This is a genomic window from Marinomonas sp. UCMA 3892 (genome assembly GCF_012726345.1).
Lineage (GTDB): Bacteria > Pseudomonadota > Gammaproteobacteria > Pseudomonadales > Marinomonadaceae > Marinomonas.
Map to the genome: position 1 here is coordinate 131,775 of NZ_PTXN01000014.1, position 17,576 is coordinate 149,350.

The 17,576-nt window shown below is 41.8% G+C and carries 16 protein-coding genes and 1 tRNA gene; 5 read left to right on the plus strand and 12 right to left on the minus strand.

Annotated elements, in window-relative coordinates; all coding sequences use genetic code 11:
* Positions 1-73: 73 nt before the first annotated feature.
* Both tig and B6N13_RS18295 read right to left on the minus strand, forming a co-directional pair.
* Entirely contained in the window at positions 74-1,399 is a 1,326-nt protein-coding gene (gene tig / locus B6N13_RS18290; protein WP_169460228.1) for a trigger factor, read from the minus strand.
* 119 nt (positions 1,400-1,518) lie between these two features.
* A tRNA-Arg gene (locus B6N13_RS18295) sits at positions 1,519-1,595 on the minus strand.
* A 330-nt stretch (positions 1,596-1,925) separates the two neighbouring features.
* Here B6N13_RS18295 and B6N13_RS18300 point away from each other — a divergent pair.
* Both B6N13_RS18300 and B6N13_RS18305 read left to right on the plus strand, forming a co-directional pair.
* Positions 1,926-2,786, plus strand: a complete 861-nt coding sequence (locus B6N13_RS18300) for a YihY family inner membrane protein (protein ID WP_157035953.1) — start codon at positions 1,926-1,928, stop codon at positions 2,784-2,786.
* A 37-nt stretch (positions 2,787-2,823) separates the two neighbouring features.
* Positions 2,824-3,375, plus strand: a complete 552-nt coding sequence (locus B6N13_RS18305; RefSeq protein WP_012069429.1) for a hypoxanthine-guanine phosphoribosyltransferase — start codon at positions 2,824-2,826, stop codon at positions 3,373-3,375.
* A gap of 64 nt (positions 3,376-3,439) precedes the next feature.
* Here B6N13_RS18305 and sthA read toward each other — a convergent pair whose 3' ends face one another.
* From sthA to B6N13_RS18350, 9 genes are all read right to left on the minus strand, one after another.
* A complete protein-coding gene (sthA, locus tag B6N13_RS18310; RefSeq protein ID WP_012069428.1) occupies positions 3,440-4,834 on the minus strand; it encodes a Si-specific NAD(P)(+) transhydrogenase in 1,395 nt (464 codons plus the stop codon).
* Between the two features lie 21 nt (positions 4,835-4,855).
* Complete coding sequence (nqrM, locus tag B6N13_RS18315) at positions 4,856-5,089, minus strand: (Na+)-NQR maturation NqrM (RefSeq protein ID WP_012069427.1); 234 nt, start codon at positions 5,087-5,089, stop codon at positions 4,856-4,858.
* Positions 5,090-5,121: 32 nt separating this feature from the next.
* Positions 5,122-6,135, minus strand: coding sequence for an FAD:protein FMN transferase (locus B6N13_RS18320; RefSeq protein ID WP_169460229.1), 1,014 nt, complete (start codon positions 6,133-6,135; stop codon positions 5,122-5,124).
* A gap of 63 nt (positions 6,136-6,198) precedes the next feature.
* Positions 6,199-7,425 (minus strand): NADH:ubiquinone reductase (Na(+)-transporting) subunit F, encoded by a 1,227-nt coding sequence (gene nqrF / locus B6N13_RS18325; protein ID WP_012069425.1) that lies wholly within the window; start codon positions 7,423-7,425, stop codon positions 6,199-6,201.
* Between the two features lie 43 nt (positions 7,426-7,468).
* Positions 7,469-8,077 (minus strand): NADH:ubiquinone reductase (Na(+)-transporting) subunit E, encoded by a 609-nt coding sequence (nqrE, locus tag B6N13_RS18330; RefSeq protein WP_012069424.1) that lies wholly within the window; start codon positions 8,075-8,077, stop codon positions 7,469-7,471.
* A complete protein-coding gene (locus B6N13_RS18335; RefSeq protein WP_012069423.1) occupies positions 8,078-8,740 on the minus strand; it encodes an NADH:ubiquinone reductase (Na(+)-transporting) subunit D in 663 nt (220 codons plus the stop codon).
* Positions 8,740-9,540: a Na(+)-translocating NADH-quinone reductase subunit C gene (locus tag B6N13_RS18340; protein WP_169460230.1), complete on the minus strand. Its 801-nt coding sequence runs from the start codon at positions 9,538-9,540 to the stop codon at positions 8,740-8,742. The genes B6N13_RS18335 and B6N13_RS18340 overlap by 1 nt, the downstream gene beginning before the upstream one ends.
* Positions 9,533-10,729 carry an NADH:ubiquinone reductase (Na(+)-transporting) subunit B gene (locus B6N13_RS18345; RefSeq protein WP_169460231.1) on the minus strand — a complete coding sequence of 399 codons (1,197 nt, stop codon included), beginning with the start codon at positions 10,727-10,729 and terminating at the stop codon, positions 9,533-9,535. The genes B6N13_RS18340 and B6N13_RS18345 overlap by 8 nt, the downstream gene beginning before the upstream one ends.
* Positions 10,730-10,732: 3 nt before the next feature.
* Positions 10,733-12,070 (minus strand): Na(+)-translocating NADH-quinone reductase subunit A, encoded by a 1,338-nt coding sequence (locus B6N13_RS18350; protein WP_169460232.1) that lies wholly within the window; start codon positions 12,068-12,070, stop codon positions 10,733-10,735.
* 444 nt (positions 12,071-12,514) lie between these two features.
* Between B6N13_RS18350 and folX the strand changes: the two genes are divergently transcribed.
* Genes folX through B6N13_RS18365 form a run of 3 tightly spaced genes read left to right on the plus strand, consistent with a single transcriptional unit; the run spans position 12,515 to position 17,068 of the window.
* Positions 12,515-12,883 (plus strand): dihydroneopterin triphosphate 2'-epimerase, encoded by a 369-nt coding sequence (folX, locus tag B6N13_RS18355; RefSeq protein ID WP_012069419.1) that lies wholly within the window; start codon positions 12,515-12,517, stop codon positions 12,881-12,883.
* Positions 12,884-12,890: 7 nt separating this feature from the next.
* Entirely contained in the window at positions 12,891-16,304 is a 3,414-nt protein-coding gene (gene mfd, locus B6N13_RS18360; RefSeq protein ID WP_169460233.1) for a transcription-repair coupling factor, read from the plus strand.
* Positions 16,301-17,068, plus strand: coding sequence for a CsiV family protein (locus B6N13_RS18365; protein ID WP_169460234.1), 768 nt, complete (start codon positions 16,301-16,303; stop codon positions 17,066-17,068). The genes mfd and B6N13_RS18365 overlap by 4 nt, the downstream gene beginning before the upstream one ends.
* An 84-nt stretch (positions 17,069-17,152) precedes the next feature.
* Here B6N13_RS18365 and B6N13_RS18370 read toward each other — a convergent pair.
* A partial coding sequence (locus B6N13_RS18370; RefSeq protein ID WP_282434091.1) for a group II intron maturase-specific domain-containing protein occupies positions 17,153-17,576 on the minus strand: 424 nt, incomplete at its 5' end.

Consider the following 17,576-nt stretch of genomic DNA (forward strand, 5'->3'; position numbering starts at 1 on the left):
TCGCATTCCTTAAAACAAAAAAGTCGACATAGCAAACGCTATGTCGACCTTATTAAAAAAGATAAGACTCGTCTTATGCTTCTTCCCCAGCCTCTTCAGCTTGGGCATTTGGCTTGATAGCGTCTTCATAACCCAAAGTTACTTCAGTAACTTGAGCAGATTCTAACAGTTTATCAACAACTTGCTCTTCAAGTACAGCAGATTGAACTTGAGCTAGTTGTTCTTTGTTCTTTAAGTAAAAATCAATAACTTGTTGTGGCTCTTGATAAGCTTGAGCCATGTCTTCTAAGAAAGCACGAACACGGTCGTCATCAACTTTCAAATCATCTTTCTTAATAACTTCAGAGATCAACAAACCTAATTTAGCGCGTTTTTTCGCTTCTTCTTGGAACAATTCAGCAGGCAACTGAGATGCATCAAAACCTTGGCCACCAAACTGCTGAGCAGCTTGTTTGCGAAGTGCATCAACTTCTTGATCAACAAGAGCTGAAGGAACTTCCACTTCATTGATTGAAGACAACCCTTCAAACAAAGCGTTTTTAAGTTTTGATTTAATCGCTTGATTTAACTCACGCTCCATATTTTTACGTACTTCTGCACGCAAAGCAGCAACAGTCGCTTCTTCTAGACCAAATTTCTCAACAAAAGCATCATTTAGCTCTGGCAGAATTTGTTCAGCAACTTCAGAAACAGTAATTTTGAAAGTCGCTTCTTTACCTTTCAAGTTTTCAGCTTGATAATCTTCTGGGAAAGTCACTGCAATAGAGCGCTCTTCACCAGCTTTAGCACCTAGGATACCAGATTCAAAACCTGGGATCATAGTATTAGAACCCAAAACTAATTTATGACCTTCAGCAGCGCCGCCGTCGAAAGCCTCATCACCAAGGTAACCAACAAAATCAATTGTTACTTGATCGCCATCAGCAGATTCACGCTCTACAGCAGACCATTCAGCATTTTGCTTACGCAAAGTTTCTAGCATTGTATCAACATCAGCTTCTGTCACGTCAGAAACAACGCGGTCTACTTTAATAGCTGAATTATCAGCCAATGTAACTTCTGGGTAGACTTCAACTTTAACAACGAACTCAAGGTCAGCACCTTCAGCAAAGTTTTTAGGTTCAATTGAAGGCATACCTGCAGGTTGAATAGATTCTTTTTGAATCGCTTCAACGTATGCGTCACGCATAATTTGCTCTACAGCATCAAGACGGATACCTTGGCCGTAACGTTTTTTCACAACACTAACAGGCACTTTGCCTTTACGAAAACCATCAATACGAATTGTTTTCGCTGTCTTAGCCACTTCAGAATTTACTTTTTCGTCAACACGAGCAGCTGGAACACTAATTGTTAGAACGCGCTCAATTGGAGACGTTGTCTCTACAGAAACTTGCATAAAACTTCCTCTCGGGAACCTGCTTTAATTTGTTGGCAATCTCGTTATTAACAAGACATCTATTCAATTACAGCCAACAAAACCTAAATAATAATTTAATTAAAGTAATGGACTGAAAATGGTGCTCCGTACTGGATTCGAACCAGTGACCTACCGCTTAGAAGGCGGTTGCTCTATCCAACTGAGCTAACGGAACAAAGATCATTACATTTCATGTGGTGGGCTATTATAGGGATGGAATAGCAATCGTCAACCAATAGACATAAAAAAGCCCAGTAAAACTGGGCTAAAAATGACTATTTGAAGCTATGGAACCGAGAATAGTTAAAATTCACTACTCCGCAGCACAAATATCACAAAAGGAACGAGATAAATAATACAAGCAGCCCCCCTAAAAAACAAGGCACACGCGCCAAAAGGAGACACATTGCACTGTGTTTGTGCAATGTGCATTAAAAAGAAGTTTTTAATAAAATATTTAAGCCTATGTTATTGTAGTAACCAACTTAAACAGAGCCTTAACACTATGCCAGAACGCCTAATTTATTTTTTTCTTGTCTTCAAACGTTATGGATACCTAACAATAACAAGATTCAACCACAGCAACCTTTCGCAAAAAGCGGCCCAACTTACTTTATCTAGCTTACTGGCGGCCGTCCCTATTATTACTATCATTGTAGGAATACTAAGCTTCACTCCCGCGTTAGAGGCAATGCAAACTCAATTATTTCAGCTCATTGAACAGCATCTAGCACCAGGCTCTAGCGACATAGTCATGCCTTACTTAATTAAATTTTCCGCACAAAGCAAAAACCTTCCTGCCGCAGGCCTGGTCGCTCTTGTTTTGACAGCCCTACTTTTACTAAATAGTTTTGAAAGCAGCGTCCAATCCATCTGGGAAATAAGAAAAGCCAGAAAAATCAGAGAACGCCTACTGACCTATTGGGCTATTCTAACCTTAGGGCCAATCATCTTTGCCTCTTCACTAAGTTTGTACGGCACACTTATATCGATACAAATACATGGCACACAAACAAATGCATGGATTGATAACCTATTAGAGCTTGGCACCATCACTCTTTACTTTTTAATGCTATTGACGCTAAATTTTTTAACGCCAAACGCTGAGGTCTCATTAAAATGGGCTTCAATTTCAGCCCTTGCAGGTAGCATTGGTCTTTTCATCTTAAATACGATATTTAGTTCATTTGCTCAGTTTTTCAGTAGCTATCAAGTCGTTTACGGTGCGTTTGCGGCTATTCCAATATTTCTCATCTGGCTCCAAAGCTCATGGCTAATCGTTCTCGCATCCATATGCCTTTGCGCCACACTACACAACATAAAAACAACAACTCAACAGAAAAACTTAGCATCCGGTCAGGATTAATGTAAAATCCCGCAAATTTTCAACAACAGGGCTTACCATGACGAATACAATCAACGACCTAAACAAAATTTTAGATGAGGCGGATTGCTTAGTTGACGAAGCAAAACTTAACGTAGCCCTTGATAAAATGGCAACACAAATAACAGCAGATCTAGCAGATAAACTCCCTCTTGTCCTCTGCGTTATGAATGGCGGACTAATTCCAACAGCCGCTCTGATAGAACGATTAAACTTTCCATTAGAGCTCGATTATATTCATGCGACACGCTACGGCATGGATACAGAAGGCGCCTCACTTAATTGGCTAAGCTACCCACAAACAAGCCTTAAAAACAGACACGTCCTCGTTGTGGATGATATTTTCGATCAAGGACACACCCTACAAGCAATTACTAAATGGCTAGAGGACCAAGGAACAAGCGGTGTTTATACCGCTACCGTCATAAACAAATTACATGATCGCAAAACAGACATGACACCCGACTATGTCGGAACTGATGTAGCTGACAGATTCTTATTTGGTTACGGCATGGACTACAAAGGCTTCTTTAGAAATCTAAAAGGCATTTACGCAATTAAAGGCAGCTAATCAACAAAAGACATACAAAAATGCCCGCTTCAATGAAGCGGGCATTTTTTATTACAACCGAAAATTAGAACACTCGATTAAAACCGTTAAGTGCCGCAACTCGATAGGCTTCCGCCATAGTTGGATAGTTAAAGGTCGTGTTTAAAAAGTACTTCAAGGTATTCTGCTTGCCCGGCTGCTTCATAATCGCTTGCCCAATGTGAACAATCTCTGACGCTTGGTCACCGAAACAGTGAATCCCTAACAACTCCAAAGACTCGCGGTGAAACAAAATCTTCAGCATCCCAACCGCCTCACCTGTGATTTGAGCGCGAGCAGTGTTTTTAAAGAAAGCACGACCCACTTCGTAAGGCACCTTTTCAGCCGTTAATTCAGCCTCCGTTTTGCCTACCGAACTTATTTCAGGAATGGTATAGATACCTGTTGGCACCTCACTAATGAACTCACCACCTGGCGCACCAAACATATTAGCTGCCGCTGCACGACCTTGATCGTACGCAGCACTAGCTAGACTTGGCCAACCGATAACATCACCTGCAGCATAGACATTTTCAACCTGCGTTTGATAAGTATCATTTACCGCTAATTGGCCTCGACTATTAACTTCTAAGTTAATAGACTCTAACCCCAAATTATCCGTATTTCCTGATCGACCATTACAAAACAACAAAGCATCTGCACGTAATTTTTTACCTGACGCCATATGCATCACAACGCCACGCTCTGTGGTTTCAACCGAATCGTACGTTTCGTTATGACGAATTAGCACACCACCATCACGCAAGTGATAACTCAACGCATCGGTAATCTCATCATCAAGAAAACTCAATAGCTTTTTAGCTGGATTAATTAGTTCAACACGCACACCCAAGCCACAAAAAATGGACGCATACTCACAACCGATTACACCCGCACCATAGATAATCAAAGAGCGCGGAGTATGACTTAAACTTAAAATAGTATCGGAACAATAAATACGAGGATGAGAAAAATCGATATTAGCAGGACGGTATGGACGTGAACCCGTTGCAATCACAACTTTTTTTGCCTCTAGAAGTTCTGGCCCTTTTTCATAGGTATTTACCTCTATCGTATTCGCATCTTTGAACTTACCTCTACCAAAGTAAATATCAATTCGATTACGCGCATAGTATTCCGTACGCCCCATTACTTGTTTATCGATCACACGGTTTGCACGATCTAAAACCTTTGGAAACGAAAACCAACGAGGCTCACCAATATCACGAAACATTGGGTTGGTATTGAAGGCAATAATTTCCTTAACGGCGTGACGCAACGCTTTTGATGGAATGGTTCCTAAATGCGTACAACTTCCGCCCACTTGCGAACTCGCTTCAATTACAGCCACTCTTTTGCCTGCTTTTGCAGCACTCATCGCTGCCCCTTCACCGGCAGGACCCGTGCCTAACACCACCACATCATAATGTCTCGTTGTCATAATACCCTCTTTACTGTTCAATTATTTAGATGCGTCATAAAACGTGTCATCAGAAACCGTTGCCGCCATACCTTTTTTCGTTTCTTTTTCGCACTTACCTTTATCACCACCACAAATATCGCAAGCCACTTCCATTCCCAATGCACTCATGCCACCACAAGAACCTGAAATTGGTTTTCTGCCCATCAATACACCGACAGCCATTGCGGCAACCAACATAAGCATAAGAACAAATGCCAAAACAATCGTTAACATAATATCTCTCCTAAAAACAAAACCCTAAAAACCTATTTCAAATACGCTTTAAAAGCATCAGATGGGTGCTCTTCAAAACCGAAATCTGTTTTCACCAATAAATAAGCCGCAATACCATTTTTTTGCGCAAACTCGAAACCTTTATCAGGCCCAAGAACAGTAATCGCAGTAGCAAGCCCATCTGCCATAGTTGTTGTTTTATCTACTACAGTAACAGAAACCAACTTGTGAGTAATTGGTCTTCCTGTAACAGGGTTAATAGTATGGGAATAACGCACACCATTTTTTTCAAAATAATTCCGATAGTCACCGGAAGTTGCCACAGCAACATCTGTCACAGGAATAATACGCTCTGCAATATCATGCCCACCAGCAGGACTTTCAATTGCTATTCGCCAAGGGGCTCCATCCTGCTTCAAACCTTTTGATGCAATCTCACCGCCCACCTCAACTAAATAACTCTCGATCCCTCTATCTTGAAGTACCTGCGCAACCACATCAACGCCATAACCTTTTGCGATAGAGGATAAATCAACATAAATATCTTTTTCTTTTGTCAAACGACGACCATCAAGTTTCAAATGTAGATAGCCCACTCGTAACTTCGCCTCATCAATCATTGCTTGACTCGGCACCTTATCTTCACGCTTTCCTGGACCAAAGCCCCACAAGTTTACCAAAGGACCTATGGTCACATCATACTCACCATCACTCATTTCACTGATAAGCAAAGCCTTATCAATAACATAAGCCATATCCTCACTAACCATCGCCGATTGACCTTCAGGCAATTGATTAAATTTAGACAGCTCTGAGTTTGGATCGTAAGTTGACATCAATTTATTCACTCGTACTAATGCCGCGTCAACTTCGCCTTTCAAATCCGATGCATTGTTAACATCTTTAGTCGTAAAAAACTTCACTGTATAAGTAGTGCCCATTGTCGGGCCAGAAAAACTCGCTAATTCAGGAGTAAAAACAGAAAGACGGTACACAACCGCAATTACGATAAGCAGGAAAACTGAAAATAGTATTTTTTTACGCATATAAGGTCTTTTTAGTCGCCAATAAAATAAAGACCCACCAAAAGGTGGGTCTTTATTCAGGTGCTAGCCACCGAAATCATCAAGTAAGATGTTTTCTTTTTCTACACCTAGATCTTCTAACATCTTAATAACAGATGCGTTCATCATTGGAGGTCCACACATGTAGAACTCACAATCTTCTGGTGCTGGATGGTCTTTCAAGTAGCTCTCATAAAGAACGTTATGAATGAAACCAGTTTTACCTTCCCAGTTGTCCTCAGGCTGAGGATCAGAAAGCGCCAAATGCCATTCGAAGTTTTCGTTCTCTTCTTGAAGCTTATCGTACTCTTCAGTATAGAAAGCTTCACGGACACTACGTGCACCGTACCAGAAAGAAATTTTACGCTTAGAATTCAAACGCTTAAGCTGATCAAAGATATGTGAACGCATTGGCGCCATACCCGCACCACCGCCAACAAATACCATTTCAGCATCTGTATCTTTGGCAAAGAATTCACCAAATGGACCGTACACTTTAATCTTATCACCTGGCTTAAGGCTGAACACATAAGAAGACATCTGACCAGGAGGTAAATCATCTTTACCTGGAGGTGGAGAAGCAATACGAATATTGAACTTCACAATGCCCTTCTCTTCTGGGTAGTTCGCCATTGAGTAAGCACGGATAACAGTTTCATCTACTTTAGAAACAAATTTCCAAAGGTTAAATTTATCCCAGTCACCACGATATTCTTCTTCAATATCAAAGTCTTTGTAGTTAACTGTATGCGCAGGCGCTTCAAGCTGAACATAACCACCAGCACGGAAATCAACGTTTTCGCCTTCTGGCAATTTAAGCGTCAACTCTTTAATGAACGTGGCTACGTTAGGGTTTGATTCAACTGTACATTCCCAAGCTTTAACACCGAATACTTCTTCAGGAACCTCTACATCCATGTCTTGCTTCACAGAAACCTGACAGGATAAGCGATAGCCTTCTTTTTCATCGCGACGAGTAAAGTGAGACTGCTCAGTAGATAGCATAGAACCGCCACCGCTTGTCACTTTACATTTACATTGGGCACAAGTACCACCACCGCCACAAGCAGATGATAGAAAAATGCCACTGTTCGCCAAAGTTTGAAGCAACTTACCACCAGCAGGTGCAGTTACTTCCTTTTCACCATTGATGCGAATTGTAACGTCCCCAGTACTTACCAAGCGCGCACGAGCAGCAAGGATAATTGCCACTAACGCAAGCACGATAGCTGTGAACATCACCACACCTAGAATAATCTCTAAGTTGACCATGTTAGTTAACACCTTATTCTTGGTTGTCTAAATGTGCAGCCAATTAAAGCTGCACACCAGAAAATGACATAAAACCTAAGCTCATTAGTCCAACAGTGATAAACGTGATACCTAGACCACGAAGACCAGCAGGAACATCTGAATACTTAAGTTTCTCCCGAATACCAGCTAGCGCAGCAATTGCTAACGCCCAACCAACACCAGCACCCACACCATAAACAACGCTCTCACCAAAATCATAGTCACGTTCAACCATGAACAATGAAGCCCCCATGATGGCACAGTTCACCGTGATAAGAGGCAAAAACACACCAAGCGCGTTATATAAGGCTGGCATATATTTGTCTAAAGTCATTTCTAATATCTGAACGACTGCGGCGATTACACCGATGTAGCTCAATAGACCTAGGAAACTAAGATCAACCCCAGACAAACCAGCCCACTCAAGAGCACCATCTGCCAAAAGATTTTTGTACAACAAGTTGTTAAGAGGCACTGTGATCGCCAAAACAACAACAACCGCAATCCCCAAACCAATGGCCGTTTCTACTTTTTTGGACAAAGCCAAAAATGTACACATACCAAGGAAGAAAGCTAATGCCATGTTTTCAACAAAAACAGCCTTAACAAATAGACTAATTAAATGTTCCATTTATAGGGCCTCCTGAGAACGAGAATTCGCTGCAATTTTGAACTCAGGCTCTTCAACTTGCTCTTTCTTATAAGAACGCAAAGCCCAAATAACCAAGCCAATCACGAAGAATGCGCTTGGAGGTAGCAACATCAAACCATTAGGCTGATACCAACCACCATTCTGAACTGTAGCAAAGATTTCAAAGCCAAATAATTTACCAGCACCTAGCAATTCACGGAAAAAGGCAACCACAATCAACATTGCGCTGTAACCTAAACCATTACCGATACCATCAACAAAGCTCATTGCTGGACCATTTTTCATTGCAAATGCTTCTGCACGGCCCATTACGATACAGTTCGTAATAATTAGACCGACGAATACAGAAAGCTGCTTACTGATCTCAAAAGCAAATGCTTTCAAAATCTGATCAACCACGATTACCAAAGAAGCAATAATGATCATCTGAACGATGATACGAATACTATTTGGAATATGGTTACGAATAATCGCAATAAAAAAGTTTGAAAAAGCCGTTACTAAAGTTAAGGCAATTGCCATAACCAAACTAACTTTCATACTACTTGTTACAGCCAATGCAGAACAAATACCCAAAATTTGCAAAGCAATTGGGTTGTTCGCCAGAATTGGCCCAAAGAGGACTTTTTTCACATCAGACATTATTGAACTCCTTCGCTACGTAGTTGCGCCAAGAATGGTCCAAAACCTTCTTTACCCAACCAGTATTGAACAAGATGAGTAACACCGCGGCTTGTTAGTGTTGCACCAGATAACCCATCTACTTTATAAGCAGCTTTAGGATCAGAGCTATCTACACCACCCTTGACAAGGTGAATAACAGCCTCACCCTGGTCGTTGTAAATTTCTTTACCTTTCCAAAGCGCTTTCCAGTTAGGATTATCAACCTCACCACCCAATCCAGGTGTTTCAGCTTGGTCATAGAAACCAAAACCAATCACTGTATTGAAGTCGTTCTGCAGGGCCATAAAGCCATACATAGTTGACCATAAGCCATAACCATGAACAGGCAGAATGATTCGCTCAATTTTATCGCCAGATTTAACAAGGTAAACCGCAGAGAAGTTTGAACGACGTTTGATACCAGCTGGATCATTTTCGCCTTTTAGAGCTATAGACAGCTTAGGATCTTTAGAAGCCACTTTTTGATCGAAGCTAGCAACCTTGATACCAGCATCATCTAGCTCAGCTTGAGTTGCAAACTTACCCGTTTGCAAATTCACTATGCGAGTTTCAACTGTTTGAAATATTTCATCTACTGACTTACCTGGTTCAAGCATGCCAGCGGCAGACAAAATATTACGTTTACGGTCTAAATCTTTATTGGAGTTCTGAATAGGCTTAAGACCTACCGCTGCCGCTGCAACAAAAACAGAACAAACCAAACACAAAGATAAAGCAACTATAATGGTCTTTTTAATACTATCGTTACTGCTAGCCATTGCGTGCAATCCTCCGTTTAATGTTCGCCTGAACAACAAAGTGGTCAATGAATGGCGCAAACAAATTCGCAAACAGAATTGCCAACATCATACCTTCTGGATATGCAGGGTTAACAACACGAATCAATACAACCATCAAACCAATCAAGGCACCATAGAACCACTTACCGCGATTCGTCATTGACGCAGATACTGGATCAGTCGCCATGTACATCATACCAAAGGCAAAACCACCCAATACTAGGTGCCAATACCAAGGCGTAGCGAACATAGGATTAGAGTCTGAACCAATTACATTAAACAATGCAGAAGTTAGAATCATACCTAACATAACACCAGCAACGATCCGCCAAGCAGCAATACGCATGATTAACAATGCACAACCACCAATTAGAATCGCTAGAGTAGATGTTTCACCCATTGAACCTTGGATAAAGCCAAAGAAGGCATCAGACCAAGCAACAGTCAAACCTGGAACACCATCAGCAGCAAGCTGACTCAGTGCCGTCGCACCAGAGAAGCCATCTACCGCAGTCCAAACAGCATCACCAGACATTGACGCTGGGTAAGCAAAGAATAGGAATGCACGACCAGCCAAAGCAGGGTTAAGGAAGTTTTTACCTGTACCACCAAACACCTCTTTCGCTAAGACAACACCAAAAGTGATACCTAGCGCTACTTGCCATAAAGGAACAGTGGCAGGTAGAGAAAGAGCGAATAGGATAGAAGTTACAAAGAAACCTTCGTTTACTTCGTGCTTACGCACAGAGGCAAACAAAACTTCCCAAAAGCCACCAACCACAAAGGTAACAAGGTATACAGGCAAAAAGTACATTGCACCGTAAATCATGTTGTCCCAAATGCTTGACGCATTGTAGCTAGTTAAACTTCCAATGATGGCATGGCGCCAAGAATCAGCAGGAGCAACACCCATTGCTTCCATTGCCGTATTCGCTTGCAGGCCGATATTATACATACCAAAAAACATAGCTGGGAATGTACACATCCACACCAAAATCATGATGCGCTTCATATCTACCGCATCGCGAACATGAGAGCCATTTTTGGTCACAGAACTTGGGCGATAAAAAATAGTATCTACAGCTTCGTAAAGCGCGTACCACTTTTCGTATTTTCCACCTGAGTGAAACTCAGGTTCTATTTTATCGAGTACTTTTCTAAGCCCCATGAATTAACCCTCTTTCTCTATTAGAGTTAGGCAATCCCGAAGGATCGGGCCATATTCGAACTTACCTGAGCAACTGTAAGTACACAAAGCCAAATCTTCATCATCCAACTCAAGTGCACCAAGCTTTTGAGCTTGCTCCGTATCATTCACAACCAACGCACGTAGCAATTGTGTTGGCAAAATATCAAGCGGCATAACGCGCTCAAAATTACCAAGAGGCAACATGGTACGATCACTACCGTTTGTAGTCGTTGTCATATCGAATGATTTCTTACCTGTCAGCTTGGACAAGAACACATTCATAATAGAGTGTTTTTCTACACCAGCACGAAGGTAATGCATCATTTGACGCTCGCGACCTTCAAGCAATACAGATACTTGATTGTGGTAGCGACCTAAATAAGCAAAAGGTCCAAACGCTTTACGTCCAGAAAGAACAGAGCCAGAAATCACTCGATTGTCGCCTTCAGACAACTCTCCAGCCAACAAATCATTTAAGCTGGCACCAACTTGAGTACGGACCAAGCGCGGCTTTTTAACCTGTGGACCAGCCACAGAGATAACCCGCTCAACACTAAGCTCACCAGTAACAAAAAGTTTGCCGATAGCAACAACGTCTTGGTAATTAATAGACCAAACTGTCTTCTTATCATTAACTGGATCAAGAAAGTGAATATGCGTACCAGCAAGACCTGCAGGATGAACACCAGAGAATTCCTCAACTGTCACATCAGACGTTGTTGGAATTTTTGCACCAGACGCTTTGCAAAGAAAAACCTTACCTTCAGTCAAACGAGTCAACACAGTAAGACCATCTGCAAATGCTTCCGCTTGATCTGCAAGCACAACTTCAGGAGAAGCAGCGAGCGGATTAGTATCAATAGCGGTAACAAAAATTGAATTCGGCACTGAAGCAATTTCAGGCACTTTCGAAAACGGACGTGTACGGAATGATGTCCATAATCCAGAATTAACCAGATTATCGACTACCTTACTGCGCTCTAAAGATTTCAGTTCAGAGCCAGAATAAGATGTGAAGGTTTCAGATTCATCACCTTCAACACGAATAACAAGAGACTGAAAAACACGTCGTTCGCCACGATTTATTTCAATTACGGTTCCAGAAGCAGGAGCAGTATAATTAACACCTTCCGTTTTCTTATCCGTAAAAATAATTTGACCTTTCTTGACCTTGTCCCCTTCCTTGACAAGCATGGTGGGTTTCATTCCATGAAAGTCTGGACCGATCACAGCAACTGTTTTAGCAGCAGCAGCCGTCTCAATCACTTGATTGGGAGCACCTGAGATCGGTAGATCTAGGCCTTTTGTAATTTTATACATATGTTCTGCCCAACAATAAATTGAACACAAAAAGCGCAATGCGTAATGTCCATACCCCCCTCCGGGAAAACATGCATGAACGAACAATCAATATTAAATTAATTGTAAAACGCAAACTCACTTCACCAAAAAACCGACGTATTATAAAGATCATTCCTCCCATTGACCAGCTTAGGAGAGCGTCTTTAAGCATCAACTTTTACTTAAAATGACAACAATGCACTCATTGCGCATTTTACAACCATAAAAAACACGTTTTTTTGTTGCTTAATTACATATTTGGACGGGACTTCTGGCTTAAATTTCATTTAAATGAATAAAAATCCGTTAAGGCGATCCAAAACACCTTGCCGATCCGTATTTTTAGTCTGTTGCCATACTAGATTGAAAACGACACAATATCGCCTAATAAATGAATAGGCTCAAAAACACGGAAGCACAACTATGATCAAGCCAGAAGCTCAAATTCATATTAAAAATTTACGTTTGCGAACTTATATTGGATTCAATGAATCTGAAAAACAAAACAAACAAGATGTTGTTATTAACGCTTGGATACACTATCCAGCCTCTCAAGCATACGACACAGATAACGTTGACAATGCGGTCAACTACCGAACTATTTGCAAAGAAATGATAGCTCACACAGAGAACAATCGCTTTTTGTTGCTTGAAAAACTTACTGCAGACTTACTAGAACTGTGCATGACACCAAGTCATGTAACTTATGCCAAAGTAGAAGTTGCAAAACCACACGCCTTACGTTTTGCAGATTCAGTATCTTTGACGTTATCCGCCACTAGAGAACAATAAGCCCAACATGTCAGAAACCGTATCAATCACACTAAAACCAGGCTTCAAGAATTTAATTAATGGCCTAGACGGCAGCAGAAAAGCATTACAGCTGTTAGCAATAGCCTCTCAACACAAACTGCCAACTCTTTACATGGCCAATACTGTTGCCGAATTAAATGAGCTTGAAGATGAAATACAGTTTCTAAATCAAAACAAAAGAGAAATATTGAGGTTTAGCGATTGGGAGACATTACCATACGATGCCTTTTCACCTCACCAAGACATTATTTCTCAGCGTTTAGAAACACTAGCTAAACTAACAGAAACTAAAAACCCCATTGTTCTTACAACAGTTGCCTCTTGTTTAACACGCCTTTGCCCAACGCAGCACCTTGATACCCAACGCTTTCATTTAGAAGAAGGCCAAGAACTTCCCCTTGAGCAACTTTCCAGAAAGCTTTCCAATGCCGGCTACTTAAATGTTGAAAATGTCCATGAGCATGGTGAATACGCTATTCGCGGCGCTTTGATGGATGTTTTTCCTATGGGCGCAGAAAACCCAATTAGAATAGATTGGTTCGATAACGAAATTGAATCCATTAGATGGTTTGACTCGGAAACACAGCGCAGCATCAGCAAAGTAACAGAAATAAAAATGCTTCCCGCAAAAGAGTTTCCAACCACCCCTCAAGGGATTCAACAATTTCGTCAAGCTTTTAGAGAGCGCTTTGAAACAAACCCTCTTTCCAGCCCAATTTATCAAGATATCTCAAGCGGAATCATCCCAGCTGGTATCGAATATTATTTACCGCTATTTTTCGAACAAACCGCCAGCGTTTTTGACTACCTACCAAGCGACACTCTAATCATTAGATCGGATACTTTTAACGATCAGTTAGCCAGCATCCAGCTTGATTTTCGTAGCCGTCATGAATCCCTAAATTACAACATCGAGCGCCCTATTTTAAAGCCCGATGAAATTTGTCTACGTGAAGATGAGCTCTTTGCAAAGCTCAATCAATATACCAACATCATCTTTTCTACCACAGGTGAGCACCCAGCATACCAAGCACTTGATACAGTTAAAATTGACTCTAAAGCCGCTCACCCCCTTGGCAAGCTGCAAAACTTCTTAGCCAATACAAGCGCTAGAGTCTTAATCGTCGCCGAGTCTGCAGGTCGTCGAGAAGCGCTGCTTGAATTACTAAAGAAACACAACATAAAACCTAAACAAGTTGATGGCTGGGAAGCCTTCAGTAAATCCACAAAGACACTTGCCATCACAGAAGGCAATATCGGTCGTGGCTTTATTATCAATAATGAATTAGCTCTCATTCCTGAAAGCGAAATACTCGGCGAACGCGTTTCACAACACCGTCGACGCAACAAACAAAATAACATCAGTGAAGATGCCATTATCCGCAACCTCACGGAGCTAAGATTAAACGCTCCAGTTGTCCACATTGATCATGGAGTTGGGCGTTATCTTGGGCTAACTAATTTAGAAATAGATGGTCAAGAAACCGAACTTCTTACCCTAGGTTATGCCAATGATGCCAAACTGTATGTCCCTGTTTCCTCATTACAATTAATTTCTCGCTATACCGGTGCCGATGAGGATACAGCTCCACTACACAAACTAGGTACAGACAAGTGGAGTGCAGCCAAACAAAAAGCGGCAGAGAAAGCCCGCGATACCGCCGCTGAATTGCTAGAAATTTACGCAAAACGTGAGGCCAGAGTAGGACACGCTTTCGCTAAACCCGATGACCAATACGAACTCTTTTCAGCTGGTTTCCCATTCGAAGAAACACCTGACCAACAAATGGCGATTGATGCGGTCATGGCCGATATGTCCGCTAAAAAACCTATGGACCGATTAGTTTGTGGCGATGTAGGTTTTGGTAAAACAGAAGTGGCCATGCGAGCGGCTTTTCTTGCTGTGCAAGATGGTAAACAAGTGGCAGTATTAGTTCCCACCACCCTACTAGCCCAACAACATTATGAAAATTTCTGCGATCGTTTTGCTGATTGGCCTGTAGAAATTGAACTCTTGTCACGATTCCGCTCTGGCAAACAATCCAACACATCTATTGACCGCTTAGAGTCTGGCAAAGCAGACATAGTCGTTGGGACTCATAAGCTCATACAAAGTGACATCAAGTTTGCCAACTTAGGTCTAGTAATCATTGACGAAGAACACCGCTTTGGCGTCAAACAAAAAGAACAGTTCAAAGCCTTGCGAGCAGAGGTGGATATTTTAACCCTCACCGCAACCCCTATCCCTCGTACATTAAATATGTCTTTGTCTGGTATTCGCGATTTATCCATTATCGCCACACCGCCTGCCAAACGCCTGTCAGTGAAAACCTTCGTAAAACAAAAAGACGACCACCAAACAAAAGAAGCCATCTTGCGAGAACTTCACCGTGGCGGCCAAGTGTATTATTTGCATAACGAAGTACAAACCATTCAAAAAACGGCTGAGGAACTGGAAGAACTCATTCCTGAGGCACGTGTTATCGTTGGCCATGGACAGATGCGTGAAAGAGAGCTAGAACAAGTCATGTCTGACTTTTACCACAAAAGAGCTAACGTACTCGTCTGTTCTACCATTATAGAAACAGGTATCGACATACCAAACGCCAACACCATCATTATTGAACGAGCCGATAAATTTGGCTTAGCCCAACTCCATCAATTACGTGGTCGAGTTGGTCGCTCTCACCATCAAGCCTATGCATATCTATTAACCCCAAATGATCGTAAAGTCACGGGCGACGCAGAAAAACGCTTAGAAGCTATTACACTGGCAGACACGCTTGGTGCGGGATTCACATTAGCAACTCACGATTTAGAAATCCGCGGCACCGGCGAATTATTAGGCGACGGCCAAAGTGGTCACATTGAGCATGTAGGCTTCTCTCTCTTCATGGACATGCTAGACAGAGCAGTAAAATCCCTGAAAAACGGCGAATCTCCTGACATAGACATTACATCTCCGGCGCAAACCGAAGTAAACTTACGAGTACCTGCACTCATTCCAGAAGATTATTTAGGTGATGTACATTCACGTTTGATTCTGTATAAACGTATTGCCAGCGCAAAAAACAGCGAAGAACTAAAAGATCTTCAAGTAGAAATGATTGACCGCTTTGGACTACTGCCTGACGCAACGAAAAATCTATTCCGTCAAACAGAACTGAAACTCAAAGCAGAAAGCCTTGGGATTAATAAAATTGAGGCCAATGCAAAAGAAGGTAAGATTTTCTTCAACAGTAAAACACCGGTCGACCCTATGAAGCTTATTCGACTAATCCAGACAAAACCCGACACTTACAAACTGGTTGGCTCTGATACATTGAAATTTTTAGCTCCAATGAACAGCGCAGAAGAGCGTTTCCAACAAACAACAATGACTTTGGAATTATTACATTGAAACCCTTGATTGTTATTTTTTTATCCTTAGCTTTACTAAACACTCAACTCTTTGCTGAAGACGGCGAAATTAATCCTGACACTGCCAGAGCATACGAAGCCTATATGGTGACATTCCAATGGCCAGATGCCCTAACTAGCGAGCAAGTAAATTACAAAAGCATTCTTTCGACAGACAACCTTATTCGCCTAACAGGTGATGAAAAAAGCACTGATAACAATGCGCAACCCACACCTTTCGGAAACGTCGAAGCAAGGTTAGGTAAAAACGTCACTATATTAGCAAACAAAAAATGGACTCTAATTTTCAGATACCCTGGAGACACCATCAGAAAATCATTCTATAGCGAACAAGAAAAAGATGGCTATCCGGAACTAACTGGCAACATAGCCATTAAACTTGGGCGCTACTTAGAGTCAGACATCCAATATAAACACTACCTGTTTGACAGTTTCACTCAACCTGACCCCATTCAAAGCAACGAACAAACTGGAACCTCTTCAATATTTGCACAAGTAAAGAGTCAACCTGAATTCAAGGCATACGAGCCTGCATTAGTATTAAAGCTAAATCAAAGCAATAAAACAGCCAGCAAAAAAGTGAACTACCTAGATCACCCCACAATTGGCACATTAATATATTTCGAGCCCATTGAGCTAGAAGACGCAATAGAGAAAATTGCAACACTATCAGTAGCACCAGAAACAGGGAAAAGCCTAACTTACGATTCTCTGCACAGCACAAACGAACTGACAAACAAATAGAACAGTAAGCAACACATCGAGTAGGGTGAGGCGTTGCCGCCTCATCCCTCTCACAGAACCGTACGTACGGACCTCGTATACGGCTCATGCAAACTTCCATTCAGTATAAACACTGAACACATACCCCGTTCTCACTTCTTCAAGATTCACCAAACCTTGCTCATCGAACCATTTGTTTGGCATCGCGTGGCTGGCTAATGGACTCGCTGCATTTCTCCAACTGGTCATCGAGATGTACTTAAACGGCGGCTTGTAGCCCAGTTGCTTGAGCCTTCGATGCAGCCGTTTAGGTTTCTTCCATAATTTTAGTTGAGCACTGCGAAGCCGTCTCCTTAACCATTGGGCGATTTTCTTGAATTCACCACTCGCATTGGCAATCCTGAAGTACTGTCTGAACCCTCTTAATAGCGGATTCAGCTGTTTGATCACATCACTCAACGGTTTACCGCCGTTTCGTTTCGTCATCTGCTTAAGCCGTTGTTTGAACAAGTCCAGTTTCTTGGTTTGG